Here is a 26,396-nt window from a genome sequence, read left to right as displayed (position 1 = left end):
AAGCTACTACATACGTGAAACCTGCGTTTGTCCTAGCCTCTCTTCTTTACGACATCTTACTTCGTATCCTTATAATTAGTCGCAAATCCTGCTGCAATTAAACCAATCAAACCCAACACTCCTACAATAACGGTTATGACCATTACGTTCACCTCAGTCGCTCTTAATAACACGCTTTCATTTGTTTAATTTTACCATGAGTCTTTGAGTGAAAGAAGCTTTTCTTTTAAAGGCTCTAGCTTTTTAAATTTTTGATCATAGCTTTGCCGTTTTAACATGTCATTGGTGATTATCAGCGCATCTTCTTTACGTCCTGCATACAAGTAGGCTTCAATGACTTCGTCAAATCCTTCTGAGTAGGGAAATTTTTCGTATTTTGCTAGCTTAAATGATGCATCGTAGTGTTTTGTTGCTTTTTCGTATTGCTTTAGTTTTAAAAGCATACGCCCATTTGCTAAATGTAAATCAGCTCGTTCTAAATCGGTAAGGGTATGGAGTTCGATCCCTTGGTTGCGTATATCAAGAGCATCTTCATATCGCTTTTTTTCTTCTAGCTCAAACGCTTTCTCATAAAAATGGTCAAACTTCGTTAGCGGTCTCCTTGATTTATAGAACTTGTAAATACCGTATAGGATCGAAAGCAGTAACCAGAGCAATTTGTTCAACTCTCTTTCATCTCTGTATGTATAATATTTATATTAAAAGAAATTACATCTAATTGATAGATTTAATGAAACAAAGACGTTTGGAGGTATACGATGGTCATCAACCAGCAGATTTACAAGGTAAAAGGACTTCAATACATCATTCGCCCAGCTGACACTAGCGATGCAGATGAATTGTCTCACCTCAGAGTTCAGCTAGACGGAGAAACGGAAAACTTAGATCGTGAGTCAGGAGAAGGGTATATGAATAAAGGGGACTTTGAAGAGCTTATTAGTCGTGACACGGAAAGTAAACGAAACTTATTTTTAGTAGCGGTTGTACATAATGAAATTGTCGGATTTTCAAGGTGCGAAGGAAACGAGTTGAAACGATTTGCTCATAAAGTAGAGTTTGGTGTGTGCGTCGCAAAAGAATGTTGGGGATACGGAATTGGCAAAGAGCTTTTACAGCAATCCTTACTGTGGGTAGATAGCGCGGGCATGAAGAAAATGACGCTGAATGTGCTAGAGACCAATAAAAAAGCGATTGATTTATATACAAAGTTCGGGTTTGAAATAGAAGGAGTATTAAAAAATGACAAGCTGCTGTCTGACGGCAAGTTCTATAACACAGTAGTGATGGGGCGCTTTGCATAGCCATTTACGAGTATGTATTTTATCGACCTAAAAAAACACCTTCAAGCATACTAGCCTTGAAGGTGTTTTGCGTTTCGCCTGTTTTACTAGAATGATAGTTAGTGATAAACCTCACTTTTTTTACTAAAGCTTTTATTGCTTTCAAATCCTTGTTCTTCTTCTTTTTCGACATCCGTGCCAATAGGCTCCCACTTAATAAGAACCGTTGCGATCAGCCCAATAACGGGAACGATTGTAAGGACGAGAAACGTCGTATAGATCCCGCCAATTGAAAGTACAACCGGGAATAAGTAAAAACCTAAAATACTGCCGATACGCGTTGTTCCTTGCCCCCATCCGGAGCCCAGCCCTCGCAGTTCAGTCGGGTAAGAAAGAGTGGCCATCGTCATCCCTTGCGCTCCGGGGCCAAAAGATTGACCAAAAATAAATAAAGCAATAAATAAAATTGGCAGCGCAATAAAATGAGTATCGCCTGTGAGCCCCATCAGGACTAAGCTTAAAGAACAAATGGTATAGCCTGTAATCGCAAGTTTTCTTATGCCGACTTGTTCAGTTAGTCGCGATTGTGTAAAGCCGCCAATAATCCCAAATAAATTAAAGAAAAGAGTACCGATAATTGCATAAATCATTCCTTTGCCAAAAATAAGCGTGGAAATGGTTGGGATATAGAAACCAACGGCAAAGTACTGCATACTTTGAGTGGCCGTAATGATGGAAGCTAAAAATGTCCGAGCCCGATATTTCCCTTGGAAAATAGCTTTATAAGACAGTTTTTTTGAACGGGATAAAGGTTCTTCTTTTGCATTTTTAGCTACCGTGACTTGTATGTCATAGGTTTTCTCTAACACCTTGACAGCTTCTTTAAGCGGAAGGTGATGAGCGGCCCACATCGGGCTTTCATCCATATAACGGTAGCGCAAAATTAACACGATTAGTGCAGCAACTGCTCCAAATCCTACCGACCAGCGCCAAATATCTTCGTGCTGCCCCAGCAGATAAAAAGGAAGAACAACAAGTCCAGTAACAGTTGCGGCCACGTACCACAGTGGACACCACAAGTTCACGTATTGGCCTTTTTTCTTTAAATTACTAAACTCGGCAATAAAGCTGAGCGCTACCGGAACATCTAGTCCTACGCCTACACCCATTAAAAATCGAAAGATAAATAACCAAACTAAATCAGTTGCTAAAGCAGCGCCAAGAGCGGAGAACACCATAAAAAATAAATCGATTAAAAACATTTTGTTGCGGCCGAATTTGTCGGTGTAGTATCCTCCTACAGTAGCTCCTAACAAAGCGCCAAGGGCCATAATAGCTGTAAGACTTCCAAGGCCGGCAGGAGAAAGCTTAAATTGTTCCTTTAACTGATCAGCTCCAATTCCGAGACTGGTAAAGTCATAGGCATCGACAAAAATGCCGCCTAACGCTACTAAAATGATTTTCCAGCTTTTAGAGGTAACTGGATTTGAATTAACAAAGTTGATAATGTCTTGACGCGATTGAATTATGTGTGGTTGAGCACTCGCCATACTTGACCTCCTTATCGTATTACATATAACTTAGGAAACAAAAAGGCTCTCATTCTTTTAAAAAGAATGAGAGCCTCCAGTTGTCTGGTAGGTATTTTTAAATCCTATATGTTTAGTGAGATTAATTTACCAAAAAATTCATAGAGTTGTCAATAAGAGATACGAACGATTCAAATAAATTCTAAGAATAACATAATTATTGACAATCATAGCATAAACTTTTAATATATAATTAAACAAAGTGAATTACTTGGTATTTATGATGCTGTACGGAAAAACGCGCCTACTAGGCAACTGGAGGCCAGACCATTGTGGTGAAACAAATGGACTGGTCTCTTTTTTATATTAAATGGGTGTTATGGAAGAGTTGGATTCTGGAACAGATTAGTTGGTATAGAGTTAGCGATGAGCAAAAGAGTCGAGTGGGTAATAAGTAAGGTTTTTCTTAATAAGGTTTTTGAGAGCGCAAACATTTTAAGAGGGGGATCCGTATATGACTGCCGACTTTCATTTTCATACAGATGTATTAATTATTGGAGGAGGCCCTGCTGGTGCATGGGCAGCTTTGCAAGCAGTTAAAGAAGGTGCAAAAGCTGTACTTGTTGATAAAGGATATTGCGGAACGAGCGGAGCAACTGCGCCTTCTGGTACAGGAGTTTGGTATGTAAAGCCTACTTCTGATGAACAGATGACCGCGATGAAAAGCAGGGAAGAGCTGGGGGGATATTTAGCCGAAAGAAGTTGGATGAAGCGAGTGCTTGATTGTACGTTTGAACAAGTAAATGAATTAGCTCATTTTGGCTATCCGTTTCCAGTAGATGAAAAAGGAATTTCTCAGCGAACGACGCTTCAAGGGCCTGAATATATGAGGTTAATGCGGCGTCAGCTTCAAAAAGCAGACGTTCAGATTTTAGATCACAGCCCTGCATTGGAGCTTCTTGCAGATGAACACGGTGTAGAGGGTGCTTGCGGAATCAACAATCAAACGAAAGAAACATGGAGAGTGGAGGCTGCTGCAGTTGTGATTGCAACGGGAGGCTGTGCATTTCTGAGCGGGGCACTCGGTACAAATGTTTTAACAGGAGACGGTTACTTATTAGCTACAGAAGCAGGTGCGGCGCTTTCCGGCATGGAGTTTTCAAATGCTTATTCGATTTCGCCAGCTTTTTCTCCAATCACAAAATCTGCATTTTATAAATGGGCTACATTTTATTATGAAGACGGTACAGTGATTGAAGGAGCCGGTTCTCATAAAGGGCGTTCAATTATTGCCAGAACGTTAATGACCCAGCCCGTTTATGCAAAGCTTGACAAAGCGGATGAAAGTATTCAAAAAGCCATGCGCTTATCACAGCCAAATTTCTTTTTATCATTTGATCGTCTTCATATAAATCCCTTTACTCAAATGTTTCCAATCACCTTGCGTTTTGAAGGAACCGTTAGAGGAACAGGAGGTATTCACATTACAGACGAAACGTGCAGAACCGACATTCCAGGTTTATATGCAGCCGGAGATGCGGCAACGCGCGAATTAATCTGCGGAGGGTTTACGGGAGGAGGTAGCCATAATGCAGCGTGGGCTATCTCTTCAGGCTGCTGGTCAGGAAAAGCAGCGGCAGCATTTGCTGTTAAGCAAGGAAAAAATGCCGCAAATCGACATGCAAAAGGCTTATCGGAAGCGTCAGGAATCACAAAGTCAGTAGCTTCTTCTGATGCAGCAGATACGAAGGAAATGATAGCATCGGTTCAGCGCGAGGTCTTTCCATATGATCGAAACTGGTTCCGTTCAGAAGTAAGACTGCAAGGTTCCCTCATGAGGTTAAATGACGTGTGGAATGAGTTGAATAATGGAGTTTATGATAAAGAAAGAAACATCGTGAGAAATCGAGAGCTTGCGGCCATGACGGCAACGGCGCGATGGATGTATACAAGTGCAATAGAAAGAAAAGAAACGCGAGGAATGCACCGGCGTGACGATTTTCCGTTTATGGATTCCAAGCAACACTACCGTATTCTAAGCGGAGGCGTGCAGGAAGTCTGGGCGAGACCCTTAGGTACAAAGTCTTCTAATCACGTAAAGGGGGTTATTTAATGATCGAGCTTCTTAGTGAAGACCGATGTATTAACTGCAATCTTTGTGTATCCGTTTGTCCAACCAATGTCTTTGACCGCTCTCGAATGGGAGGTGCTCCTTCCATAGCTCGTCAATCCGATTGTCAAACTTGCTTTATGTGTGAACTGTACTGTCCGGTAGATGCTTTATATGTGACGCCTTTAGTTGAACAAACTGTGGAAGTAGATGAACAGCATGTAATGAATCAGCACCTGCTCGGAAGTTACCGAGAAGCTGTAGGCTGGGGGAAAGGAAGAAAATCCACCGCTTCTTCCGATCAGTCGCATATCATCTTAAACAGGAAATAGACAAAAAAGAGCGGACAAAGCCGCTCTTTTTTCTTTACTTTTGCGTTTCGCGAACCCATTTCACAATATCATCAATGACATAAGAAGGAATGTTGGCTGAAATAGCATACTCAGCCGGCGTGCTTTTTTCACCGGTTCCTTCTGTGAAAAAGTGGTTGAGCTTTGGGTAAAGCTTAAAAGAAGTGTTGGAACGCTGAGATAAGCTTTGTTTCCAGTCTTCAAAATCTTCGGTCGTTACTTGATAATCACGCGCTCCTTGTAAAAGAAGCAGCGGCGTGTCCTGAGATTTTGCGACTTCTGCAGGGTGCCAGTGAGCTAAGTCATACCAAAAATAAGGAGTGCCAAGCAGGAATTCTTTTGGCGGCTGAACTGGCGAAAAGCTTGGGTCTTGTAAAATGGCAAACTGCTGCTGGAAAAAAGCAAGCTGCTCTTTCGGAAGCTGATTCAGCGATACAAGATAGGCAAATTGTTCAAGCATTAACTCTGGAAGTGTGCGGCTCGGTGCAGCAAGTAAAACAGATCCTCGCACGCTTTTATCCGGCGTTTGATTTAAAATTCTGGGCATCATCATGCCGCCTTGACTGTGTCCCAGTATAAAAATATTGCGGCTGTCGATGCCTTTTTGTTTCGCCATTGCTTTGACTGCGAGTACGGCATCATCCGTTGTTTCATCGTCGACGCTTATCTTACTTTCAAAGGACATTTTAGCTGTATGTTCGTATGTACGCTTGTTGTAGCGTAAAACGGCGATTCCTTGAGAAGCCAGTCCTGAAGCCAGATCTCGAAACGGCTTTAAGCTCATAAACGTTTCATCTTGATCAGAAGGCCCTGATCCGTGAACTAAAATGACAACGGGTACATTTTGATGTTTTGAACGTGTGGGAAGAGTGAGCGTTGCTGGAAGTTCGTAAGGTGCTTTGCCGATTGAAAGCTGTTTTTCACTGTAGTTCTTAGGGGTGTCATAAGGTGGTGTGGAAAACGAAAACTGGCGCTCCTCCGGTACGATTCGCCAATCATCAATTTGACGATTTTGACTAAAGCGAACGGTTAAAGTAGCTGATACGTGTTCAAATTCAATTGGAATTTCTATATTTCGATGAACGGTATTAACTTCATCTTGTACAGATGTACCAATCTTTTTTACAGAACCAAATTGAGCCGTTAGAGCTGACCACCATAATTTTAGGTTGTCTTCACTCACTTTTGACTGCAGGCTGCGGGAGAAGTAGCGCTTAGCTTCTTTTGCTTTGCCTTTCGCCATATTCGTTAAAAATGCGTTTGCTCGTTTGACTTCAACTTTTGCTGGGTGATGAGCAGCATTTGCCGCTGCTTCAGCTTGAACAGTTGAAGTGGACATAGGGAGTACTTGAAGCCCGAGTGCTAAAGAAACAGCGAGTGGAAGGGCAGCTTTTACTTTTTTCATACATCATCCTCCTTAGAAATTCTTGTACTCTATCAGTATACCAATTTTAGGTAAAAGGAGTCATGTCATTCTAAGATAAAAAAAGCCGATGCGTTATGAATATGGTAAAATAAAGAAGTTGTATTATTTAGAAAATTTAAATATTTGAAAAAGGACGCGCTTTTATGACCTATGATCCGCATTATCATCCATATCCATCTTACCGAGTTCCCGTTTATGCAAAAAAAGGAATGGTATCTACATCTCAGCCGCTTGCAGCGCAGGCAGGCCTTGATATTTTAAAAAAAGGCGGCAATGCAATTGATGCAGCAATCGCGACAGCAGCGAGCCTTACCATATTAGAGCCTGCGTCAAATGGAATTGGAGGAGATGCGTTTGCGATTGTTTGGACCAATGATCAGCTGTACGGACTGAACGCTAGCGGATCTTCTCCCCAGTCTATTTCTATTGATGCACTAAAGGAAAAAGGATACAAGGATATTCCTAAGTACGGAATGATTCCCGTTACGGTTCCCGGGGCTCCGGCTGCATGGGCTGCTTTATCGAGGCGATTTGGCAAACTGCCTCTTTCTCAAGTGCTGCAGCCTGCTATTCAATATGCCAAGGAAGGGTTTCCGCTAGCGCCTACTCTCGCGAAACAATGGAAACAAGCGTACGATACGTTCAAACGAGTACATACAAGCGAAGAATTTGAGTCATGGTTTCAAACGTTTGCGCCAAGTGGACAAGCACCAAAAGCAGGAGAAATGTGGTCATCCATCCATCATGCTCGTACGCTTCAGCTCATTGGCGAAACAGATGCAGAAGCGTTTTATAAAGGTGAGCTTGCGGAGCGTATTGATGCATTCAGCAAAAAATATAGCGGCTTTTTATCCAAGGAAGATTTGGCTGCTTATGAGCCTGAGTGGGTGAACCCGATTTCCGCTCACTACCGTGGATATGATGTATGGGAAATTCCTCCGAACGGTCAAGGGCTTATTGCGTTAATGGCATTAAATATCGTTAAAGGATTTGAGTTTCAAGAAAAAGATGCCGTGGATACGTATCATAAACAAATAGAAGCGATAAAGCTTGCGTTTGCGGATGGAGAAAAATACATTACGGAAGAAGCAAAAATGAGCGTGTCTGTTAGTGAGCTGCTGTCTGATACATATGCAAGCTATCGCCGCAGTCTTATAGAAGAACATGCCCTTCAGCCTGAAGCGGAACGGTGTATGTAGCAACTGCTGATGAAGAAGGAAACATGGTTTCATTTATTCAAAGTAATTATATGGGCTTCGGTTCTGGAATTGTCGTGCCAGAAACGGGAATTGCCCTACAAAACCGCGGTCACAATTTTTCAATGGATCCTAATCACGATAACTGTCTTGCTCCTAATAAAAAAACGTTTCATACCATTATTCCAGGCTTTCTCACCAAAAATAATGCACCCGTAGGACTATTTGGCGTGATGGGAGGTTTTATGCAGCCGCAGGGACATATGCAAGTTGTCATGAATACGATTGACTTTCATCTTCATCCTCAGGCTGCTTTAGACGCCCCAAGATGGCAGTGGAAAAAAGATAAAACGGTGCTTGCTGAGCCGGCTTTTCCATCCCACGTAGCACAAGCGCTTGAACGAAAAGGACATAAAATTGAAGTAGCCGTGGATTCTATGGCATTTGGGCGCGGACAGATTATTTGGAGAGATCCTGAAAGCGGCGTGCTATGCGGAGGAAGTGAATCACGAACGGATGGATTTGTAGCTGGATGGTAACGATTTAAAAAACAAAATAGGTGGAGGAAGAAGCCCGTACCAATTAGAGTTGGGCTTTTTTCATGTCTCAACCACATGTATAAATCTCTTCAAAGAACTTAAAACTAAAACAAATATGTACGTGCGTAAGAGAGCGTGATTAGAACAGCCGTCTCAAGCTGCCAATCGACATGAAGGTATGCTAACAATACTTGGTGAAAGGAGCGAAAAGGTTATGAGAAATAAAAAGTTTGAAGTGAATTTTTTACGTGTAATGCTGATTATCGGACTTGGCATGCTTCCTTTTTTATTTAGAAAACCACCCATTAAAGACTGGCTGCTAGCCTATGTATTTAACGCGTTAACGAATGGTATTATTGATAAATTTATTATTACTCACGGCCTTATTCGATATCCAACCCGTTTGCTGAAAAAGCAGTTTAGAATCAATGTGTTATTTGATTTTTTACTTTATCCGACAATATCTGTAATGATTAACCAAGTCACCTACTATGATAAAGGATTAAAAGTTCTATACAAAATTATGCTCTTTACAATACCGATGTTTTTTATTGAATTATGGGCTGAAAAACGGACCAAGCTTATTGAATGGAAAACTGGCTGGATGTGGTATCACACCTTTTTTAGCGTGACGTTAAAATCTTATCTTAACCGAATGCTGATTGGACGGATTCGAAAAATTGAAAAGAAGCAGGAAGAACTGAAAATACAATAACAGAGGTTCTAAAAACGATGTTAGAGAGGTGAACAAAGGTGCATATTTCTATCCTTCTATGGCTGATTTTTCAAAATATCCAAAAGAAAACCTGGAAAAAAATTCACGAGCTTTATGCTGGGGGATTATACGTGAGTTTTTTTAATATTCTTTATTACTTTCTCTGTAACGATAAATTGCTCTGGGATTTTAAATCTTCCCATATTTCACTAAAAGGACTGCGCGTGCTGCACCTTATCTTCATTACTCCTCTTATGATTTGGTCGTTTTTAGCTACGTATCCGCCCACACTCGTCAAACAGGTGAAATATATCGCAAAATGGGTATGTACAGCTTCATTTGTAGAATGGGTTGGACTCAGGTGCAAAGCCATTACCTTTAGGCACGGCTGGCATTTAGGGTGGTCAGCACTTATTTATATAATGATGCTTATCTTCTCGAGATGGTTTCAAAAAAAGCCTTTTGCGGTCTTACTGCTCTCAGTTTTAGCAACAGTGGTTCTCAGCATTATCTTTAAAGTTCCCGTGAGCAAACGGATGCTAAAACATCCGCTGAAACGAATATTGACTCGGCCTTTAAAAGATCATGTGACTCAAGCTGTTGCGAATAAAGTAAAGCGAAAATGCCTGCTTCTCAAGCTGTTCTCGTAAGTTCCTGCTCTCTGTGAAGAGCAGGTTTTTTAGCTTACTGGAGGAATAACGTCCGTCAGCAACAGAATGAAAAAAATCAGACTCACTCCCGTAAAGCTTAAAGAAGCAAGAAAATAAGCCGTCCAGCGCAAACGAAACGGATTATGTTCAATATTGGCTCCAGACATTAACCTCATGGAATGAGTTTTATAGTGAGAATAAGCGCTGTTGCTTCCGCTGCTTGAAAACCAAAAAGCCAAAACTGAAAACAAAAGTCCGCTAAAAAACATAAGCTCAATAAATCGAATAGACAAAAATGATGAGCACCCATAGGTTAATCCAGCTTCAATAAGCAGTGTAATAACAAAAATAAGCTGAGTTCTCTTCAAAAAATCCCCCTTTTTTCTCTGTGTCTACTTTTCATTAATAATTAACGTGTATAAAAAATCTCAAAAATGCTTTTATTATGATATAACGGTAATAAATGTATTTATGGAAAGAGTATTCAAAACCCGTACGTATCACGATTATAAGCTTGTTTATAAGGATGATACCCACCATATACGCTGCGCTTAGCTTCAAGTGCGTAGAATGAAAGTGAGGAGTATGTATGGACTTAGGAGAGACTGTGATTGCGATACTAGCAGCGGGAGCACTCCTGTTATACAGTACGTTAGAGCTTTGGTTTGCACCTCGTAATTCTTCCTTTTTTAAAGGTTGGAAGCAAAAACTAGCCGTCATTTTGCCGCTATACGCGGTTACATTCGGCATATGGTTTGTGTTTTTTTCGTAACAAAAAGTCTTACAAAAAGGAGGAATGAAAAATGGAAATCAATTCATACCTCATTCGGTTTTCATGTATGCTGATGCTCATGTTTGGGGGGATATTTATTATTCGGTATGTAAAAACGGGTGACCTTTATTTAGATCAGCTTCTCGCTTTTGGTGCGGGTTTTGTTCTGTTTATCGGCTCACTTATTTGGAAAAGAAAACATCAGCAGCAAGGAAATAGAAAAGCTTGTTAATTCTATAAAACTGTGACAGTATAGAACAGATAAAAAAACGTAATCTCGTGAACGTGCTATCGTTTACGAGCTGCTGCTGGAGGAAAAGAAAATGAATGTACCTAATTGTCCAAGCTGTCAATCACAGTATACATATGAAGATGGAAGCCTGTTCGTCTGCCCGGAGTGTGCGCATGAATGGGGGCAAGATGAAAAAACAGAAAGTACGGAAGAACAGCTTACTGTAAAAGATGCAAACGGTAATCTTTTAAAAGACGGAGATTCAGTTACTGTCATCAAAGACTTAAAAGTAAAAGGAAGCTCATCGGTTGTAAAAATCGGAACGAAAGTAAAAAGCATTCGTTTAGTAGAAGGCGATCATAACATCGACTGCAAAATTGACGGATTTGGAGCCATGAGCTTAAAATCTCAGTTTGTTAAAAAAGCATAAGAATTAAAAAAGCCAGAGTGAAGTTGTTCTTCATCCTGGCTTTTTTCTATGTATTTTAACTGATAAAGCAAAATATATAGACCAATTTGTCTATTTTAGAAGGAATCTAGCTAAATGTCCCGAACTTACTTAAAGTGTCTGAGAATTTGGATATTAATGGAATGGATGTCCGTTTCATGAAGACAAAGGGGAGGGAGAAATGTGAAAAAGTTTTTAGCGTTTCAAATTTTAATTGCATTAGTAATTGGAGCTGTTATCGGGCACTTTTTCCCGGACTTCGGGATGGCTTTAAGACCGGTAGGAGACGGGTTTATTCGCCTCATTAAAATGATTGTGGTTCCGATTGTCTTTTCAACCATCGTCATAGGTGCTGCGGGAAGCGGCAGTATGAAACAAATGGGCAGCTTAGGGTTAAAGACGATTATTTGGTTTGAAGTGATTACAACTCTTGTATTAGCACTGGGACTTCTATTAGTTAACTTGCTAAAGCCCGGAGTAGGCCTTGATCTTTCTCATCTTGTTAAAAAAGATATCGGTGAATTGTCTCAGTATACCGACAAAGTCGTGGATTTTAAACAAATGATTTTGAACATCATTCCAACGAATATCGTAGATGTGATGGCAAAAAATGATTTGCTGGCCGTGATTTTCTTTGCTATTTTATTCGGTGTTGCCGCTTCGGGAGTTGGGAAAGCATCAGAACCGGCAATGAAATTTTTTGAGTCCACCGCTAAAATTATGTTTAAACTAACACAAATTGTTATGGTCACAGCGCCTCTTGGTGTACTAGCGCTAATGGCTGCATCTGTGGGGCAGTATGGAATTGCGCTGTTGCTTCCGATGCTGAAGCTAATTGGAACCGTCTTTTTAGGCCTTTTTATTATTTTATTTGTTTTATTTCCGCTTGTTGGATTTTTGTTTAAATTCAACTACTTTGAAGTGTTCAAAATGATTTGGGATTTGTTTCTTATTGCGTTTTCAACAACAAGTACAGAAACGGTGCTTCCACAGCTGATGGAGCGTATGGAAAAGTACGGATGTCCTAAACGAGTTGTGTCGTTTGTTATTCCGTCGGGCCTGTCGTTAAACTGTGATGGATCCACGCTGTATTTATCCGTTTCATGCGTCTTTTTAGCACAGGCTTTTAATATTGACATGCCATTAACTCAGCAATTATTTATGATGCTTATACTGGTGATGACAAGTAAAGGGATTGCGGCTGTCCCGTCAGGTTCACTTGTTGTGCTTTTAGCAACAGCCAATGCAGTAGGTCTGCCGGCTGAAGGAGTGGCAATTATTGCAGGAGTGGACCGCATTATGGATATGGCGAGAACAGGAGTCAACGTTCCAGGCCACGCCATTGCCTGTATCGTCGTCTCAAAATGGGAAAAAGTATTCCGAACCCAAACACCGATTCCGCCTGGATCTCACACGGAATCTCTATAAAACCAACCTCCGCTTTAGTCTATAGAGCGGGGGTTTTTTGTTAAAGTTTCAAAGGTGCAGACTAGATTTTCCATACTCACTCCTCCATAAAAAAGGAGCACCAGCCGCTTAAATCTAGAAAATCCCCTGTGACGTTTTTTAATCACAGGGGATTTTCTACATAAATGTTCACAAAATGTTCACTTACGAAGAAGGAATATAAAAAGCTATACTAAGCCAAGTAAAAAAGATGAAAAGGATGAGGAATGTGCCAACAACTAAAAAAGAAGGTATGTATTTTGGAATGATGATGTGCGGAGGGATGGTGCTTGTTATGACGATGTATAACATGTTAATAAATGATGTCATCGGGCATATCAAACTTGCAGAAGGTATTTTGAACTTGGTTATCACATTTGTAGTCGCAATGGCTATCGAAACTTTTTTGGTCGGTCCCGTAGCAAAAAAAGTAGCATTTTCACTGCCGTTTGATAAGTCTAAACAGTTAAAAGTAGTGTTGATTCTGTCATCATGTATGGTTATCGGAATGGTACTTTGCATGTCTGTATACGGATTAATTACGATGTCACTTACGAAAGGTTTAGACGGAGAACCGCTTCTTACAAGCTATGCATTTATCGTTATGAAAAACTTTATCGTGGCGTACCCGCTTCAGCTTCTGATTATGGGGCCTTTAGTTCGCAGATTGTTTGTGAAGTTTGTGAAAAAGAATCCGGCAGCTGCTTAAATCAAAACCCTAAGAACGCATATTTTCTTAGGGTTTTGTTATGCAAAGCTGTTTGGTAAGAAGAGAAGAAAGCCACTAAATGAAGAGTGATTTGGCGTTATTTATTTATAATTACTTACTCTCTAAAACGTTTCAAAGTAATGCTCTTGGGTACACAAAACATTAATGAGGAGGAGATAGTATGGAAGCAAAAGCAAAGAATGTTGTGGGGGTATACGAAACGGAACAAGAAGCAATTCAAGCTGTAGAGAGTTTGAAAAAAGAAGGGTATACATCAGAAGAAATATCTATCATCGGCAAACATAAAAAGACCAAAAAAGTTCAGAAAGAAACGAATACAAAAGCAGAAGGGGCAGCAACTGGAGCACTTACCGGAGGTACGCTAGGGAGCTTGACCGGAATATTAGCAGGTGCCGGCGCTATTGCAATACCGGGAATAGGTCCAATTGTGGCGGCTGGTCCGATTGTAGCTACATTAACAGGTGCAGCAGCTGGTGCGAGCGTAGGAGGTCTATCTGGTATTTTAGTCGGTATGGGAATTCCAAAACAGCAGGCCGAACAATATAATGATTCAGTCAAAGAAGGCAGCTTGCTTGTTTTAGTAGACAAAGAAGATTCAGATCATGATGGAAACCCGAAAGCGCCTTTAACCGGAATGATTTTATAGAACGTATGATATGTAGGAGAAATCTGTCGCAGTGCGGCAGATTTTTTTATGTGCTGATTTAAACACATTCACCGAACAATAATATTCCATAAAAGTTAAAAATATCAAAATATGTCATAGTGTATCGAGTAATAATATGCCTTAAATTATAATGTAATATTATTGTAACAATAATGTATTTATTGTTTTATTTTGGGATCGGAATCTTGATGAAAGCTTTAATAGAAGGATTTACGCGTAAGTCACATCCATAAATTAACTGTTAATTATTATACGTATTAGAATAATTTTCTAATTTATTTTCAGGAATTACTTTTTAGCAAATTATTCATGTTTGAAAGAGGGTTAAAAAGTATATTTCAAAAGTATGTTTACTTAAAAAGTTAAGCAGGTTGATTAGTAGCGTCATTCATTTAGCTAAATTTCGAAAGGAGCTGCTAAAAATGAGTATTCAAAAAAGTACAGATAGTTCTAGTTTAGCAGAAGTGATTGATCGAATTCTCGACAAAGGGATTGTCATCGATGCTTTTGCTCGAGTATCACTCGTAGGAATTGAAATTTTAACGATTGAAGCACGAGTCGTTATTGCAAGTGTCGATACGTGGCTTCGCTACGCAGAAGCCGTCGGGTTATTAACCGACAAAGTAGAGGAAGACGGGCTGCCTGGCCGAACAGAGGAGCGAGGAGCAGGGCTTAGTTTTTAAGTCTTTTAATCATTAGAAAATTCATTAAATAAATAATAATAAGAGAAAAGAGGATGAAACATGACAACAACTGATCAAAATGAAAAACAACAAAATCAGCAGCAGGAAGAAAAAACGCAAAACTCTTTAAATCTTGCCATTTTAGGAGGCGTAGTAGGAGCGGGAATTGGGCTTCTTTCAAGTCCTCAAACGAGTAAAAAAGTACTGAGCCGCTTAGGACAATCAGAAATTGTACGTGCGACAGGACAAGAGTTAAGAAGAAACGCACAGGATATTCTAACGCAGCAAGCGATGGGAGCATTAAGACAGACAGCTACAGGCTATCTTGAAAAAGACAATTTAAGCAAACTGCTGGCACCTAAAAAGAAAAAAGAAGATGCATCAAATGAACAGGGAGATTCGCAGGAAGAAGTCAGCGAAAGCGCAGAAATGGAAACGTCTCAGTACGAAGAGCTAAAAGAAGAAAATAAAAATATGAACGATCAGCTGCAGCGCATTGAAGAGATGCTAAACAAACTCATGGACGCTAAAAAGTAAGATATTCGTCCTGAAGGGGAATTTCATGGATAAAAAAGATGTGGAGAAAGCAGCCTTAAAAGCAGGAAAAAAGATCATCGATCATACGCCTGAACCTGTTAAGGAAAAGGTAGAAGAAAAGGTTAAAGAAAAAGCAAAAGAAAAATTTGTCGAAAAAACTGAAGGGAAACTGCAGGAAAAAGCAAATGAAGCGTCAGAAAAACTGCAGGAAACAAAAGAAAAAAATGCCAGTAAGGTACACGGCAAAGGAGAAGAAGCAAAAGAAAAGCTTCAAGACGTCTTATTATCAGTAAAAGATAAGCTTAGCGATGTGAAAGAAGCTGGAAAAGACTTTCAAGAAAAAGTTTCTTCTTCAGACGATAAAGATAAGTCAAAAAATAAGCGGAAAATAAAAGGCGTAAATCAGATTAAAAAAGCAACTGATATTAAAAGCTCTACTAAGATTAAAAGTTCCACTGATATTAAATCATCTACAGATTTAAAAACAATGGGATCATAAGCGAAAGGAGAAATGGGATATGTCTATTCAAAAAAGTACTAATAGTTCAAGTTTAGCAGAAGTAATTGACCGTATTTTAGATAAAGGAATTGTTATTGATGCTTTTGCAAGAGTGTCTGTTGTAGGAATTGAAATTTTAACGATTGAAGCACGAGTGGTTATCGCAAGTGTTGATACGTGGTTACGCTATGCAGAAGCAGTTGGGCTTCTTCGTGACGACGTAGAAGAAAACGGTCTTCCAGAACGTTCAAATTCAAGTGAAGGACAGCCGCGTTTTAGTATTTAATATGAAGTGATATGGAACCTTCCCGTTTTTGAGGGTGGTTCCAGCTTTTAGATCTAACTATTGGAGGCTACTAAAAATGGAAATTAAAAAAATTATGCAAGCCGTGAACGACTTTTTCGGTGAACACGTAGCTCCTCCTCATAAAATTACCTCGGTGGAAGCTACTGAAGATGAAGGTTGGAGAGTTATTGTTGAAGTGATTGAAGAACGAGAATATATGAAAAAATACGCAAAAGATGAAATGCTCGGAACGTACGAGTGCTTTTTAAATAAAGGAAAAGAAGTCATCTCATTCAAACGACTCGACGTCAGATATAGAAGCGCCATTGGCATTGAAGCATAAACGATAAGATGGCAGGAGGAACGTAAAAATGACCGTCTTAACAGACAAAAGGAAAAAAGGCAGTGGAGCTTTTATACAAGATGACGAGACGAAAGAGGTTCTTTCAAGAGCGCTGAGCTATTTAAAATCCGGCTATTCCATTCATTTTACAGGTCCTGCCGGCGGAGGCAAAACCTCTTTAGCGCGAGCACTTGCTAAAAAAAGAAAGCGCCCGGTGATGCTGATGCACGGGAATCACGAGCTCAACAACAAAGATTTAATTGGCGATTTTAAGGGCTATACGAGCAAAAAAGTGATCGACCAGTATGTTCGTTCTGTCTATAAAAAAGATGAACAAGTGAGTGAAAACTGGCAGGATGGCCGATTGCTTGAAGCTGTAAAAAATGGCTATACGCTGATTTACGACGAATTTACTCGTTCTAAGCCGGCGACGAATAATATCTTTCTATCGATATTAGAAGAAGGTGTGCTGCCGCTGTATGGAGTGAAAATGACCGATCCTTTTGTGCGCGTGCATCCCGATTTCCGCGTCATCTTCACAAGCAACCCAGCTGAGTATGCTGGCGTATATGATACGCAAGATGCGCTTCTTGACAGGTTAATTACCATGTTTATTGATTATAAAGACATTGACAGAGAGACAGCGATTTTAACGGAGAAAACGGACGTAGAAGAAGACGAAGCGCGCACAATTGTAACGCTTGTAGCAAACGTGCGAAACCGCTCTGGAGACGAAAACAGCAGCGGACTTAGTCTGCGGGCTTCGCTCATGATCGCTACCCTTGCCACCCAGCAAGACATTGCTATCGATGGAAATGACGAAGCGTTTCAAACGTTATGCATAGATATTTTGCGTCATCCGCTTACTAGGTGTCTAGACGAAGAAAATGCAAAAAGCAAAGCCGAAAAAATCATTTTAGAAGAGTGTAAGAATATAGACAATGAAGAAAAGTAAAGGAGCTTGAAAACATGAGTGAAACAAACGAAACAGGTATTTATATTTTTAGCGCCATTCAAACAGATAAAGACGAAGATTTTGGCGCCGTGGAAGTAGAAGGAACAAACGCTGAAACATTTTTGATATGCTACAAAGACGCGGCTATGGTAGCAGCTGAAGTACCGATGAAAATTTATCATCCTAATCGCCAAAACTTATTAATGCATCAAAACGCAGTAGCAGCGATTATGGACAAGAACGATACGGTTATTCCAATCAGCTTTGGGAATGTATTCAAATCCGAAGAAGATGTAAAAGTTCTTTTGGAAAACCTTTATCCGCAGTTTGAAAAGCTGTTTCCAGCGATCAAAGGAAAAATTGAAGTCGGTTTAAAAGTAATTGGGAAAAAAGAATGGCTTGAGAAAAAAGTAAACGAAAATCCTGAACTTGAAAAAGTATCAGCATCAGTAAAAGGAAAATCAGAAGCAGCCGGTTATTATGAGCGTATTCAACTTGGGGGAATGGCTCAAAAAATGTTTACTTCCCTGCAAAAAGAAGTCAAGACAGATGTGTTTTCTCCGCTTGAAGAAGCAGCGGAAGCAGCAAAAGCAAATGAGCCAACGGGCGAAACAATGCTTTTAAACGCGTCCTTCTTAATTAACCGAGAAGATGAAGCGAAGTTTGATGAAAAAGTGAATGAAGCGCATGAAAACTGGAAAAACAAAGCCGATTTTCATTACAGCGGTCCTTGGCCTGCCTATAATTTTGTGAACATTCGCCTAAAAGTAGAAGAGAAATAACGTGCTTCACAAATTGGTCACCGCCCCTATTAATCTTGTAGTAAAAATCGGCGAAAAAGTACAGGAAGAAGCTGATAAACAGCTATATGACCTTCCGACGATTCAGCAAAAACTCATTCAGCTTCAAATGATGTTTGAGCTTGGTGAAATTCCGGAAGAAGCGTTTCAAGAAAAAGAAGATGAGCTGTTAATGAGGTACGAAATAGCGAAACGCAGAGAAATTGAACAATGGGAAGAGCTAACACAAAAAAGAAATGAGGAATCCTAGATGGGAGAATTATTATATTTATACGGTTTAATTCCAACAAAAGAAGCAGCATCTATAGAGCCGTTTCCATCTTATAAAGGGTTTGACGGAGAACATTCACTGTACCCAATAACGATTGATCAGGTGACGGCTGTAGTGTCTAAGCTGGATGCTGACACCTATTCAGAAGAAGTGATTCAAGAAAAAATGGAGCAGGATATGAGCTGGCTGCAGGAAAAAGCATTTCATCATCATGAAACGGTAGCCGCTTTGTACGAAGAATTTACGATCATTCCATTAAAATTTTGCACCATTTATAAAGGTGAAGAAAGTCTGCAAGCAGCTATTGAGATTAACAAAGAAAAGATAGAGAATTCACTGACGCTGCTTCAAGGAAATGAAGAGTGGAATGTGAAAATTTACTGTGATGATACGGAGCTTAAAAAAGGAATCAGCGAAACGAATGAAAGCGTGAAAGCAAAAAAACAAGAAATTAGTCACTTATCACCAGGAAGACAGTTTTTTGAAAAGAAAAAAATAGATCAGCTGATTGAAAAAGAATTAGAGCTTCACAAAAACAAAGTGTGTGAAGAGATACATGACAAGCTCAAAGAATTATCACTTTATGACTCTGTTAAAAAGAATTGGAGCAAGGACGTAACGGGCGCAGCTGAACAGATGGCGTGGAACAGCGTGTTTCTTCTCCCGTCTCTGCAGATCACTAAGTTCGTAAACGAAATAGAAGAGCTTCAGCAAAAGCTTGAAATTAAAGGCTGGAAATTTGAAGTGACGGGACCATGGCCGCCCTATCATTTCTCGAGCTTTGCGTAAAGTGAGGAATTAACAGTATGTCTCTTAAACAATCCATGGAGAATAAAGATATTGCTCTTATTGATATTTTAGATGTCATTTTAGATAAAGGAGTCGCCATTAAAGGAGACTTAATCATTTCCATAGCTGGCGTCGATTTAGTGTATTTGGATTTGCGGGTGCTTATTTCTTCCGTTGAAACGCTTGTGCAAGCAAAAGAAGGAAATCGCAAACCAATCACTTCTGAACAATTTGATAAACAAAAGGAGGAATTAATGGATGCAACCGGTCAGCCAAGCAAATGGACGAATCCACTTGGATCCTGATCAAGCTGAACACGGCTTAGCGCAGCTTGTGATGACAGTTATTGAGCTATTGAGGCAAATCGTTGAACGTCATGCCATGAGGCGGGTGGAGGGTGGAACGTTGACGGATGAACAAATTGAAAACTTGGGAATTGCACTAATGAACTTAGAAGAAAAAATGGACGAGTTGAAAGAGGTGTTCGGTCTGGATGCAGAAGATTTAAATATTGATCTTGGGCCGCTAGGCAGCCTGCTTTAAGCGGTCAATAGGAGGAACAGTATGGCAGTCGAACATAATATGCAGTCAAGTACGATTGTAGATGTGCTCGAAAAGATTTTGGATAAAGGAGTCGTTATAGCGGGGGACATTACCGTAGGAATTGCGGATGTCGAGCTACTAACGATAAAAATACGCTTGATTGTGGCTTCGGTTGATAAAGCAAAAGAAATCGGCATGGACTGGTGGGAAAATGATCCGTATCTCAGTTCAAAAGGAGCCAATAATAAAGCGCTCGAAGAAGAAAATAAACAGCTGCATGAGCGGTTAAAAGCGCTTGAAGAAAAGATAGAAACGGAACGTTAAAAACTGTACGCTACTTAAAAAATGGAGGGATTTACAATGGCAACTGAAACAAAATTAGATAACGCACAGGTAGAAAACAAGGAAAATAAAAACAAGGAAAACGGTTCAAAAGAAAAGAACGGTTCGAAAGAAAGCAAAACAACAAGCAGCGGGCCAATCAAACGAGCGGTAGCAGGAGGCATCATCGGTGCAACGATTGGATATGTATCTACTCCTGAAAATCGAAAAAGTCTTCTTGACCGCATTGATACAGACGAATTAAAAAGCAAAGCATCCGATTTAGGAACAAAGGTAAAAGAAAAATCAAAAAGCAGTGTAGCCAGCCTGAAAACATCTGCGGGAAGCTTGTTTAAAAAAGATAAAGATAAATCAAAAGATGATGAAGAAAACGTAAATTCTTCTAGTAGCGAAACAGAAGACGATAACGTTCAAGAGTACGACGAGTTAAAAGAAGAAAATCAAACTCTTCAAGATCGCTTATCACAGCTTGAAGAAAAAATGAACATGCTTGTTGAGCTTAGCCTCAATAAAAATCAAGACGAAGAAGCGGAAGATACAGATTCCGACGAAGAAGAGAGCGATGAGAACGAAGAAAACGAGCAGGACGAAGAAAACGAAGAAGAAACGTCTAAGACTCGTAAAAAAAATGAAAAAGAAAATGAGCAAGAAGAGGAAGAAGAAAGTGACGAAGACAGCGAAGAAGAAGACGAAGATTCTCGCTCAAACAAAAAAAATAAAAAAGTAAAAACAGAAGAAGACGAAGAAGATGAAACTGAAGACAAAAAGGAAACGAAACCAAAAAAGTCAACAGCTAAAAAATCAAAAAATACAAAAGCAAAGAAAAACACTGACGAAGAAGATGAAGACGCAACATCTCTTTCTAGTGAAGACGATACAACAGCCTAAGGTGTAAAGGAGGAAAGAAATACATGAGTACAGGCCCTTCTTTTTCAACTAAAGACAATACGCTTGAATACTTTGTGAAAGCTTCTAATAAACACGGCTTTTCACTTGATATTTCATTAAATGTAAACGGCGCTGTGATTTCCGGTACCATGATTTCAGCAAAAGAATACTTTGATTACTTAAGCGAAACGTTTGAAGAAGGCAGTGAAGTGGCTCAGGCGCTAAGCGAACAATTCTCTTTAGCAAGCGAAGCTAGCGAATCAAACGGAGAAGCAGAAGCCCATTTTATTCATTTGAAAAATACAAAGATCTACTGTGGAGACAGTAAGTCCACTCCCTCTAAAGGAAAGATCTATTGGAGAGGGAAAATAGCAGAAGTAGACGGGTTTTTCTTAGGGAAGATTTCTGACACAAAAACGACGAGTAAAAAGAGTTAATAAAAAAACGGCGGGGTGATTGTCCCGCCGTTTTTTAGTGATGTGATGAGATGTGTAGCTTCTTTTTTCGATACATGAGCGGAGTCATCTTCATTTCTTTTCGAAACTGATTAATAAAATAGCTTGTACTATTAAATCCTACTTGATAGGCGACGTCCGTCACATTTGCTTCTGCTTGCTGCAGCATAACTAAGCTTTGCTGAATTCGATAGTTTAATACATAAGTCAAAGGCGATTTTTTTAACATTTTCTTAAAATATCGACAGCATTCAGAACGGCTCAATTGACCGGCTGTGGCAATATCATCGAGCGTAATCTTTTCAGCAAAGTGCAAATGAATCCAGTTAAGCATTTGCTTCATCCGCTGATTTTTGATCATTTCTTTTTCATTGTATTTCAGCTGCAAACCGTTAAGAATTAAATTTTTCCACAGTATGCTGAGTTCAGAGGCAATCTCTATTTCATAGTGGTGCGGCTGCTTATGAATCCATGTGTATATCTTATGTATAGACTCTAACACGTTATTCCCCCAGGCTTGCTTTGGACTGATGAATAAATGTGATAGATTTGTTGCATGAATGTAGGGATAAACGTAATTTGTAAAAAGCTCTTGCGGCACAAGAAAATGAGGAGAAACATTTAAACAAATGTACACGCAGCCGGATTTGTTTACGTCTTCAGTCATATGAAGACATCCGCTGTTAATAAACAGTCCGTAGCCTTGCTTTACAGTCACTGTTTTTTCGTTTATTTGAAAAGACCCATCACCTTTTATAACCAACACAAATTGAAGCTCATCATGCCAGTGAAGAGGGATGTAGCCGTTTATGTGATCACCGATTGTCGTTTGATAACATGCTACTGGCAGCTCAACGGTGCGATGGGTCGTTAGCTCTTTTAAGTTTTTATCAATTTTAAAATGGGCTGCTGGCATACACAGTCACCTCAATATATTTATATTTTTTAATGCAATATGCGTATTTTCTTCCCCGTTTTTCACTTATTATAACACTATTCTTATAATAAAAGTGAGGGATGAAAGATGAACAATCTCAGCAGAAAAAAAGGGTTCTTCTTTGTAACAACTGGTGCTATATGTTGGGGGATGGGAGGAACGGTTGCTCAAAAGCTTTTTCAAGAATTTGAAATCAGTGTAGACTGGCTTGTGTCAGTACGGCTGCTCATTGCGGGTTTTTTGCTGCTAATGATTTCATGTATGAAAAGTAATCGTTCTCACGTATTTGGAGTATGGAAGAACCGAAAGTCAGCTTTTCAGCTCGTCGTTTTTGCCATAGTTGGTATGCTTGCCGTTCAGTATACGTATATGGCTTCTATTAAGCATGGAAATGCAGCAGTAGCTACGCTGCTGCAGTATTTATCACCGGTGATGATTATCATTTATTTACTTTTGCGCAAGCAGTCTATATTTACGCGACAAGACGTCATCACTGTTCTGCTGGCACTGGGGGGCTGCTTTTTTTTATTAACAAACGGCTCTATTTCTCAGCTGTCTGTTCCTGTATCTGCCGTTGTTTGGGGAGTGTTATCCGGCGTAGCGGCTGCTTTTTATACGCTGTATGCGGTGCCGCTGATCAAAAAGTACAGTTCGCTGGTCATCGTTGGCTGGTCAATGGTAATTGGGGGAAGCGTAATGAGCTTTATTCATCCTCCTTGGGAAGCGTCAAGCTTATCACCAATAACCTGTGGATATATTTTATTTGTCATTATTTTTGGCACGATGCTTGCTTTTTGGTTTTATGTAGAAAGCCTGCAAAGTCTTTTACCTAAAGAAACGAGTTTGCTTGGAAGTTTAGAGCCTTTAGCCGCTGTTATTACAACCGTTGTTTGGCTGAAAGAGCCTTTTGGTTTTTATCAATGGATTGGCACAGCTTGTATTATTGGATTAGTTCTATTACTCACACGAACGAAACAAGCATCTTCTGAGACGACACTTTCAGCATAAATGGGGGCTTGCTAAAAGAAGAAGCAAACTAATGTCACTTTGCCGCCGAATCTGTAGAAACTCGTTTGACTTTTAAAATCTTTACATATTGAATAAACACTCTTTCTTTTGTAGAGACATTTAATTTAGCAAGTCTTGAGGCGTCATCTCGGTTTTTAGCAGATTCTATCACAAAAGTTCCTTTGATTTTGGCTTCATCTTTTAGAACGGAATACTGTATTTCAAATCGTTTTGCTTTCGTTTTCTGCATAGTGATTGATAAACTCCTTTGCCTGATAGATTGATGTATGGTTTGTTATGAAATAAGCTTCGATAAAAAGGAAGAAAAGAACGTAACATATACTACTAAATGAAATGCAGAGCGGCAGTGACTTTTATCACACCACAACCCAGTATTTCATCTTTTTACCAAAAAAGATAGGGTGTTTTACCGTCGCTGCTTATAAAATCTTTTATTCTTTCTGCTTGACCTAGAGTTAACTCTATGGTTTATCTTGTAGTAGTATCATTTCAAGGAGGGGCTTTATATGAAATATCATACAATTGCTAATACTGACTTACACGTATCAAATTTAATTATGGGAAATATGCGCTTAACAGAACTTTCTTTACAAGAAGCAGAGAAGCTAATCCGCACAGCAATGGAAGAAGAAATTAACTTTTTTGACCATGCTGATATTTACGGTCCTGATTATGTAGGACAATGCGAAGAGTATTTTGCAAACGCTATACAAATGAATTCAAGTCTTCGTGAGAAAATGGTGATTCAAAGTAAATGCGGCATTAACTCAGCGAAAAATTACTATGACTTTTCAAAGAAGCATATTATAGACTCTGTTAACGGCAGCTTAGAGCGTTTAAAAACAGATTACTTAGATCTTTTATTACTTCATCGTCCAGATCCGCTGATGGACCCTGAAGAAGTAGCAGAAGCGTTTAATGAGCTTCAAAGCAGCGGAAAGGTACGTCACTTTGGTGTGTCGAACCACAACCCAGCGCAAATTCAGCTGCTTGAAAAATATATCAACCAAAAGCTTGTCGTAAACCAAGTGCAGTTCAGCATCGCACATACGCCAATCATAGACTCTGGTATTTCCTTAAATATGGGCATCGACCAAGCTGTGAACCGCGACAGCAGCGTGCTTGAATATTGCCGTTTAAATGATATAACGCTTCAAGCATGGTCGCCATTCCAAAATGGATTTTTTGAAGGACCTTTCCTCGGCGATAAAGAGAAATTTGGAAAGCTAAACGAAGTGATTGATCGCATTGCAAGTAAATATAGCGTGACGAATACAGCGATTGCCGTTGCGTGGATCACAACGCATCCTGCAAACATCCAAGTAGTGCTTGGTACCACAAATATTCAACGTATGAAAGATGCAAGCAAAGGTTCAGAAATCAAGTTAACGCGCGAAGAGTGGTACGATATTTATAAAGCCGCTGGCAACATGGTGCCTTAAGCGCTGTAGTTCTTAAAATAAAGCAGGTAACTCCGTTCGGATATGGAACGGAGTTACCTGCGTTTTACGATAAGTAACTACTGGTTAAGATAGAAAAAAGTGCAGCAGCAGCTCAACTATTTTTGTGACGCCAAGACCTAATAAAAAGGCAATAAAACCGCCAATTACAATGGTAAACATCATATGAGCAGTATTCATCGTATTCATCCTTTCGGGTTTAAATATATGTTGCTTGCTGCTTGTACAAAAAGTCTGCAGCATAAAGAGCGCAATGAAGAAGACTATAAAAGAATAAATCCTCGAGATAGCTAGAGGTCAAGGCAAACTCATCATGTTTTTCTGAGAAGTTTAAGATACAGGAGGAAGCAGTATGACGTATACCATTTCACAAGTTGCAAAGAAATTGAACGTGACAATTTATACCATTCGCTATTATGATAAAGAAGGGCTTTTTCCATTTTTAGATCGTACAGCGTCAGGGAATCGTATTTTTAAAGAACAAGATATTGAATGGATCGATTTAATTTGCTGCTTAAAAAGCACCGGTATGCAAATCAAGGACATTCGGACGCTTATTGAAAACTGTACGCTTGAAAATGCTGTGCTTGATAAAAGTCTGCAAATGCTGATGGATCATAAAAAAGCGGTACAAAAAGAAATCGAAGAAATCCACCACAAGCTTGAGACTATTGATTATAAAATTAAGCACCTGCCGGAAATGTACGAGCGAATTGTTAACAAGCCTTCAAACTAAACAAAAAAGGAAGCGTAAAAATGATCGAAAAAGTAGTACTTCTCACTGCAGAGAATATGCAGCAGTGCATTAACTTGTATATGAATGTATTTACAAAAAAACCTTGGAATGAGCCGTGGACAGAGAAATCAGCTAGAGAAAGGCTGACTGATTTACTGAACACACCTAAATTTATGGGTTATTTATTTTATGACCAAGGAGATTTGATTGGAATGATTGCAGGTCACGCGAAAAAATCATACAGCGGTATGACCTTTTACGTGGCCGAGCTTTGCGTCAGCGCAAGCGTGCAGGGAAAAGGATATGGTTCAGCTATCTTAAGCCGGTTTGAGAATGAACTTCAAAGACACGATATCAACAGCTTGTATCTCTTGACGGCGACTGGAGGAGCTGCACAAGCTTTTTATGAAAGAAACGGCTATACTGTAAATGATCAGCGCGTTGTCTTGAAAAAAATGTTTGTTTAATGTTTAGCATCTACATAGAGCAGGAAGAGAGTTGCAGAGTGACTCTCTTTTTAATTAATCTTTTTATCTATTAATATGTAGAAGAAAAGGAAGTATGAACAAGAAAAACAAGGTGATGAGAAGAAGTAGACAAGAAACGGCAGATTAAAAAAATCCAGTTTTTCACAATGCTTAGTCTTATTATTATCCGGTTCATAAGCTCATTTAAAAACAGTGCCCATTATGTGGACACTGCTTTTTCATAATAAAGTGGAAAGCTAGCTTTTGGTAAAAAAATTAGTGGAAA

General features: G+C 39.6%; 35 protein-coding genes and 1 pseudogene. 30 read left to right on the top strand and 6 right to left on the bottom strand.

Features of this window, described 5'->3' with window-relative positions; translation table 11 throughout:
* Positions 1-191: 191 nt before the first annotated feature.
* A complete protein-coding gene (locus tag LIS78_RS17165; RefSeq protein ID WP_252284054.1) occupies positions 192-665 on the bottom strand; it encodes a hypothetical protein in 474 nt (157 codons plus the stop codon).
* 93 nt (positions 666-758) lie between these two features.
* Here LIS78_RS17165 and LIS78_RS17160 point away from each other — a divergent pair, with 93 nt between their 5' ends.
* Positions 759-1,301: a GNAT family N-acetyltransferase gene (locus tag LIS78_RS17160; protein WP_252284053.1), complete on the top strand. Its 543-nt coding sequence runs from the start codon at positions 759-761 to the stop codon at positions 1,299-1,301.
* A gap of 98 nt (positions 1,302-1,399) precedes the next feature.
* On the opposite strand, the gene LIS78_RS17155 is transcribed toward LIS78_RS17160, so the two are convergent.
* Complete coding sequence (locus LIS78_RS17155; protein WP_252284052.1) at positions 1,400-2,830, bottom strand: MFS transporter; 1,431 nt, start codon at positions 2,828-2,830, stop codon at positions 1,400-1,402.
* A 493-nt stretch (positions 2,831-3,323) separates the two neighbouring features.
* Here LIS78_RS17155 and LIS78_RS17150 point away from each other — a divergent pair, with 493 nt between their 5' ends.
* A complete protein-coding gene (locus tag LIS78_RS17150) occupies positions 3,324-4,922 on the top strand; it encodes an FAD-dependent oxidoreductase (protein ID WP_252284051.1) in 1,599 nt (532 codons plus the stop codon).
* Complete coding sequence (locus tag LIS78_RS17145; protein WP_195782569.1) at positions 4,922-5,251, top strand: 4Fe-4S dicluster domain-containing protein; 330 nt, start codon at positions 4,922-4,924, stop codon at positions 5,249-5,251. The genes LIS78_RS17150 and LIS78_RS17145 overlap by 1 nt, the downstream gene beginning before the upstream one ends.
* Positions 5,252-5,285: 34 nt before the next feature.
* Here the strand turns inward: LIS78_RS17145 and LIS78_RS17140 are convergent, their stop codons facing one another.
* Positions 5,286-6,674 carry an alpha/beta fold hydrolase gene (locus LIS78_RS17140; protein WP_252284050.1) on the bottom strand — a complete coding sequence of 463 codons (1,389 nt, stop codon included), beginning with the start codon at positions 6,672-6,674 and terminating at the stop codon, positions 5,286-5,288.
* A gap of 164 nt (positions 6,675-6,838) precedes the next feature.
* Between LIS78_RS17140 and LIS78_RS17135 the strand changes: the two are divergent.
* From LIS78_RS17135 to LIS78_RS17125, 3 genes and pseudogenes are all read left to right on the top strand, one after another.
* Positions 6,839-8,430: pseudogene (locus LIS78_RS17135) on the top strand (gamma-glutamyltransferase family protein).
* A 214-nt stretch (positions 8,431-8,644) separates the two neighbouring features.
* Entirely contained in the window at positions 8,645-9,145 is a 501-nt protein-coding gene (locus LIS78_RS17130; RefSeq protein WP_252284049.1) for a CBO0543 family protein, read from the top strand.
* 131 nt (positions 9,146-9,276) lie between these two features.
* Positions 9,277-9,795 (top strand): hypothetical protein, encoded by a 519-nt coding sequence (locus LIS78_RS17125; RefSeq protein WP_245210607.1) that lies wholly within the window; start codon positions 9,277-9,279, stop codon positions 9,793-9,795.
* 29 nt (positions 9,796-9,824) lie between these two features.
* Here LIS78_RS17125 and LIS78_RS17120 read toward each other — a convergent pair whose 3' ends face one another.
* Positions 9,825-10,163 (bottom strand): hypothetical protein, encoded by a 339-nt coding sequence (locus LIS78_RS17120; RefSeq protein WP_252284048.1) that lies wholly within the window; start codon positions 10,161-10,163, stop codon positions 9,825-9,827.
* Between the two features lie 221 nt (positions 10,164-10,384).
* Here LIS78_RS17120 and LIS78_RS17115 point away from each other — a divergent pair, with 221 nt between their 5' ends.
* The 20 genes from LIS78_RS17115 to gvpU all read left to right on the top strand — a co-directional run bounded on the left by LIS78_RS17115 (position 10,385) and on the right by gvpU (position 21,463).
* Positions 10,385-10,567, top strand: a complete 183-nt coding sequence (locus LIS78_RS17115) for a hypothetical protein (protein WP_195782575.1) — start codon at positions 10,385-10,387, stop codon at positions 10,565-10,567.
* A gap of 31 nt (positions 10,568-10,598) precedes the next feature.
* Positions 10,599-10,799 (top strand): hypothetical protein, encoded by a 201-nt coding sequence (locus tag LIS78_RS17110; protein WP_209150163.1) that lies wholly within the window; start codon positions 10,599-10,601, stop codon positions 10,797-10,799.
* A 91-nt stretch (positions 10,800-10,890) separates the two neighbouring features.
* The gene (locus LIS78_RS17105) at positions 10,891-11,229 is read left to right on the top strand and encodes a zinc ribbon domain-containing protein YjdM (protein WP_013058004.1); all 339 of its coding nucleotides are present in this window, start codon (positions 10,891-10,893) and stop codon (positions 11,227-11,229) included.
* A 201-nt stretch (positions 11,230-11,430) separates the two neighbouring features.
* Positions 11,431-12,675 (top strand): glutamate-aspartate/proton symporter GltP, encoded by a 1,245-nt coding sequence (gene gltP, locus LIS78_RS17100; RefSeq protein WP_195782577.1) that lies wholly within the window; start codon positions 11,431-11,433, stop codon positions 12,673-12,675.
* A 247-nt stretch (positions 12,676-12,922) separates the two neighbouring features.
* Positions 12,923-13,402 carry a DUF2798 domain-containing protein gene (locus tag LIS78_RS17095; protein WP_195782578.1) on the top strand — a complete coding sequence of 160 codons (480 nt, stop codon included), beginning with the start codon at positions 12,923-12,925 and terminating at the stop codon, positions 13,400-13,402.
* Positions 13,403-13,583: 181 nt separating this feature from the next.
* Complete coding sequence (locus LIS78_RS17090; protein WP_252284047.1) at positions 13,584-14,069, top strand: general stress protein; 486 nt, start codon at positions 13,584-13,586, stop codon at positions 14,067-14,069.
* Between the two features lie 443 nt (positions 14,070-14,512).
* The gene (gvpA, locus tag LIS78_RS17085; protein ID WP_252284046.1) at positions 14,513-14,773 is read left to right on the top strand and encodes a gas vesicle structural protein GvpA; all 261 of its coding nucleotides are present in this window, start codon (positions 14,513-14,515) and stop codon (positions 14,771-14,773) included.
* A 60-nt stretch (positions 14,774-14,833) separates the two neighbouring features.
* Positions 14,834-15,310: a GvpT/GvpP family gas vesicle accessory protein gene (gene gvpT, locus LIS78_RS17080; protein WP_057244327.1), complete on the top strand. Its 477-nt coding sequence runs from the start codon at positions 14,834-14,836 to the stop codon at positions 15,308-15,310.
* 25 nt (positions 15,311-15,335) lie between these two features.
* Positions 15,336-15,809, top strand: coding sequence for a gas vesicle protein GvpQ (gene gvpQ, locus LIS78_RS17075; protein WP_195782580.1), 474 nt, complete (start codon positions 15,336-15,338; stop codon positions 15,807-15,809).
* A 19-nt stretch (positions 15,810-15,828) separates the two neighbouring features.
* Positions 15,829-16,095: a gas vesicle structural protein GvpA gene (gene gvpA / locus LIS78_RS17070; RefSeq protein ID WP_013057997.1), complete on the top strand. Its 267-nt coding sequence runs from the start codon at positions 15,829-15,831 to the stop codon at positions 16,093-16,095.
* Between the two features lie 76 nt (positions 16,096-16,171).
* Positions 16,172-16,438 (top strand): gas vesicle protein GvpO, encoded by a 267-nt coding sequence (gvpO, locus tag LIS78_RS17065; RefSeq protein ID WP_075421049.1) that lies wholly within the window; start codon positions 16,172-16,174, stop codon positions 16,436-16,438.
* 28 nt (positions 16,439-16,466) lie between these two features.
* Positions 16,467-17,393, top strand: a complete 927-nt coding sequence (gene gvpN / locus LIS78_RS17060; RefSeq protein WP_252284045.1) for a gas vesicle protein GvpN — start codon at positions 16,467-16,469, stop codon at positions 17,391-17,393.
* A 14-nt stretch (positions 17,394-17,407) separates the two neighbouring features.
* Positions 17,408-18,175 carry a GvpL/GvpF family gas vesicle protein gene (locus LIS78_RS17055; RefSeq protein WP_252284044.1) on the top strand — a complete coding sequence of 256 codons (768 nt, stop codon included), beginning with the start codon at positions 17,408-17,410 and terminating at the stop codon, positions 18,173-18,175.
* A 1-nt stretch (position 18,176) separates the two neighbouring features.
* On the top strand, positions 18,177-18,443 hold the full coding sequence (locus LIS78_RS17050; RefSeq protein WP_013057993.1) for a gas vesicle protein GvpG: 267 nt from the start codon (positions 18,177-18,179) through the stop codon (positions 18,441-18,443).
* Positions 18,444-19,253: a GvpL/GvpF family gas vesicle protein gene (locus LIS78_RS17045; protein ID WP_252284043.1), complete on the top strand. Its 810-nt coding sequence runs from the start codon at positions 18,444-18,446 to the stop codon at positions 19,251-19,253.
* Positions 19,254-19,270: 17 nt separating this feature from the next.
* On the top strand, positions 19,271-19,558 hold the full coding sequence (locus LIS78_RS17040) for a gas vesicle protein (protein ID WP_013057991.1): 288 nt from the start codon (positions 19,271-19,273) through the stop codon (positions 19,556-19,558).
* A complete protein-coding gene (locus LIS78_RS17035) occupies positions 19,512-19,796 on the top strand; it encodes a gas vesicle protein K (protein ID WP_057244333.1) in 285 nt (94 codons plus the stop codon). The genes LIS78_RS17040 and LIS78_RS17035 overlap by 47 nt, the downstream gene beginning before the upstream one ends.
* A 21-nt stretch (positions 19,797-19,817) precedes the next feature.
* Complete coding sequence (locus tag LIS78_RS17030) at positions 19,818-20,120, top strand: gas vesicle protein (protein ID WP_195782584.1); 303 nt, start codon at positions 19,818-19,820, stop codon at positions 20,118-20,120.
* A 36-nt stretch (positions 20,121-20,156) separates the two neighbouring features.
* Entirely contained in the window at positions 20,157-21,026 is an 870-nt protein-coding gene (gvpT, locus tag LIS78_RS17025; protein WP_252284042.1) for a GvpT/GvpP family gas vesicle accessory protein, read from the top strand.
* A 23-nt stretch (positions 21,027-21,049) separates the two neighbouring features.
* On the top strand, positions 21,050-21,463 hold the full coding sequence (gene gvpU, locus LIS78_RS17020; protein ID WP_252284041.1) for a gas vesicle accessory protein GvpU: 414 nt from the start codon (positions 21,050-21,052) through the stop codon (positions 21,461-21,463).
* Between the two features lie 34 nt (positions 21,464-21,497).
* Here the strand turns inward: gvpU and LIS78_RS17015 are convergent, their stop codons facing one another.
* The gene (locus tag LIS78_RS17015; protein ID WP_252284040.1) at positions 21,498-22,397 is read right to left on the bottom strand and encodes an AraC family transcriptional regulator; all 900 of its coding nucleotides are present in this window, start codon (positions 22,395-22,397) and stop codon (positions 21,498-21,500) included.
* A gap of 108 nt (positions 22,398-22,505) precedes the next feature.
* Here LIS78_RS17015 and LIS78_RS17010 point away from each other — a divergent pair, with 108 nt between their 5' ends.
* The gene (locus LIS78_RS17010; protein ID WP_195782587.1) at positions 22,506-23,426 is read left to right on the top strand and encodes an EamA family transporter; all 921 of its coding nucleotides are present in this window, start codon (positions 22,506-22,508) and stop codon (positions 23,424-23,426) included.
* 34 nt (positions 23,427-23,460) lie between these two features.
* Here the strand turns inward: LIS78_RS17010 and LIS78_RS17005 are convergent, their stop codons facing one another.
* Positions 23,461-23,676 (bottom strand): hypothetical protein, encoded by a 216-nt coding sequence (locus LIS78_RS17005; RefSeq protein ID WP_013057984.1) that lies wholly within the window; start codon positions 23,674-23,676, stop codon positions 23,461-23,463.
* Between the two features lie 277 nt (positions 23,677-23,953).
* Between LIS78_RS17005 and LIS78_RS17000 the strand changes: the two genes are divergently transcribed.
* From LIS78_RS17000 to LIS78_RS16990, 3 genes are all read left to right on the top strand, one after another.
* On the top strand, positions 23,954-24,889 hold the full coding sequence (locus LIS78_RS17000) for an aldo/keto reductase (RefSeq protein WP_195782588.1): 936 nt from the start codon (positions 23,954-23,956) through the stop codon (positions 24,887-24,889).
* A gap of 370 nt (positions 24,890-25,259) precedes the next feature.
* Positions 25,260-25,643: a MerR family transcriptional regulator gene (locus LIS78_RS16995; RefSeq protein WP_025751010.1), complete on the top strand. Its 384-nt coding sequence runs from the start codon at positions 25,260-25,262 to the stop codon at positions 25,641-25,643.
* Between the two features lie 20 nt (positions 25,644-25,663).
* Complete coding sequence (locus LIS78_RS16990) at positions 25,664-26,110, top strand: GNAT family N-acetyltransferase (RefSeq protein WP_252284039.1); 447 nt, start codon at positions 25,664-25,666, stop codon at positions 26,108-26,110.
* Positions 26,111-26,396 lie beyond the last annotated feature (286 nt).

This window comes from Priestia megaterium (assembly GCF_023824195.1).
GTDB lineage: Bacteria > Bacillota > Bacilli > Bacillales > Bacillaceae_H > Priestia > Priestia megaterium_D.
This window is presented reverse-complemented; position numbering and strand designations above follow the sequence as displayed.

Bases quoted from the DNA above. Each gene is read 5' to 3' on its own strand.
- LIS78_RS17160 (WP_252284053.1), top strand. From the start codon at position 759: ATGGTCATCAACCAGCAGATTTACAAGGTAAAAGGACTTCAATACATC.
- LIS78_RS17155 (WP_252284052.1), bottom strand. From the start codon at position 2,830: ATGGCGAGTGCTCAACCACACATAATTCAATCGCGTCAAGACATTATC.
- LIS78_RS17150 (WP_252284051.1), top strand. From the start codon at position 3,324: ATGACTGCCGACTTTCATTTTCATACAGATGTATTAATTATTGGAGGA.
- LIS78_RS17145 (WP_195782569.1), top strand. From the start codon at position 4,922: ATGATCGAGCTTCTTAGTGAAGACCGATGTATTAACTGCAATCTTTGT.
- LIS78_RS17140 (WP_252284050.1), bottom strand. From the start codon at position 6,674: ATGAAAAAAGTAAAAGCTGCCCTTCCACTCGCTGTTTCTTTAGCACTC.
- LIS78_RS17130 (WP_252284049.1), top strand. From the start codon at position 8,645: ATGAGAAATAAAAAGTTTGAAGTGAATTTTTTACGTGTAATGCTGATT.
- LIS78_RS17115 (WP_195782575.1), top strand. From the start codon at position 10,385: ATGGACTTAGGAGAGACTGTGATTGCGATACTAGCAGCGGGAGCACTC.
- LIS78_RS17110 (WP_209150163.1), top strand. From the start codon at position 10,599: ATGGAAATCAATTCATACCTCATTCGGTTTTCATGTATGCTGATGCTC.
- LIS78_RS17105 (WP_013058004.1), top strand. From the start codon at position 10,891: ATGAATGTACCTAATTGTCCAAGCTGTCAATCACAGTATACATATGAA.
- LIS78_RS17090 (WP_252284047.1), top strand. From the start codon at position 13,584: ATGGAAGCAAAAGCAAAGAATGTTGTGGGGGTATACGAAACGGAACAA.
- gvpA (WP_252284046.1), top strand. From the start codon at position 14,513: ATGAGTATTCAAAAAAGTACAGATAGTTCTAGTTTAGCAGAAGTGATT.
- gvpT (WP_057244327.1), top strand. From the start codon at position 14,834: ATGACAACAACTGATCAAAATGAAAAACAACAAAATCAGCAGCAGGAA.
- gvpQ (WP_195782580.1), top strand. From the start codon at position 15,336: ATGGATAAAAAAGATGTGGAGAAAGCAGCCTTAAAAGCAGGAAAAAAG.
- gvpA (WP_013057997.1), top strand. From the start codon at position 15,829: ATGTCTATTCAAAAAAGTACTAATAGTTCAAGTTTAGCAGAAGTAATT.
- gvpO (WP_075421049.1), top strand. From the start codon at position 16,172: ATGGAAATTAAAAAAATTATGCAAGCCGTGAACGACTTTTTCGGTGAA.
- gvpN (WP_252284045.1), top strand. From the start codon at position 16,467: ATGACCGTCTTAACAGACAAAAGGAAAAAAGGCAGTGGAGCTTTTATA.
- LIS78_RS17055 (WP_252284044.1), top strand. From the start codon at position 17,408: ATGAGTGAAACAAACGAAACAGGTATTTATATTTTTAGCGCCATTCAA.
- LIS78_RS17045 (WP_252284043.1), top strand. From the start codon at position 18,444: ATGGGAGAATTATTATATTTATACGGTTTAATTCCAACAAAAGAAGCA.
- LIS78_RS17040 (WP_013057991.1), top strand. From the start codon at position 19,271: ATGTCTCTTAAACAATCCATGGAGAATAAAGATATTGCTCTTATTGAT.
- LIS78_RS17035 (WP_057244333.1), top strand. From the start codon at position 19,512: ATGCAACCGGTCAGCCAAGCAAATGGACGAATCCACTTGGATCCTGAT.
- LIS78_RS17030 (WP_195782584.1), top strand. From the start codon at position 19,818: ATGGCAGTCGAACATAATATGCAGTCAAGTACGATTGTAGATGTGCTC.
- gvpT (WP_252284042.1), top strand. From the start codon at position 20,157: ATGGCAACTGAAACAAAATTAGATAACGCACAGGTAGAAAACAAGGAA.
- gvpU (WP_252284041.1), top strand. From the start codon at position 21,050: ATGAGTACAGGCCCTTCTTTTTCAACTAAAGACAATACGCTTGAATAC.
- LIS78_RS17015 (WP_252284040.1), bottom strand. From the start codon at position 22,397: ATGCCAGCAGCCCATTTTAAAATTGATAAAAACTTAAAAGAGCTAACG.
- LIS78_RS17010 (WP_195782587.1), top strand. From the start codon at position 22,506: ATGAACAATCTCAGCAGAAAAAAAGGGTTCTTCTTTGTAACAACTGGT.
- LIS78_RS17005 (WP_013057984.1), bottom strand. From the start codon at position 23,676: ATGCAGAAAACGAAAGCAAAACGATTTGAAATACAGTATTCCGTTCTA.
- LIS78_RS17000 (WP_195782588.1), top strand. From the start codon at position 23,954: ATGAAATATCATACAATTGCTAATACTGACTTACACGTATCAAATTTA.
- LIS78_RS16995 (WP_025751010.1), top strand. From the start codon at position 25,260: ATGACGTATACCATTTCACAAGTTGCAAAGAAATTGAACGTGACAATT.
- LIS78_RS16990 (WP_252284039.1), top strand. From the start codon at position 25,664: ATGATCGAAAAAGTAGTACTTCTCACTGCAGAGAATATGCAGCAGTGC.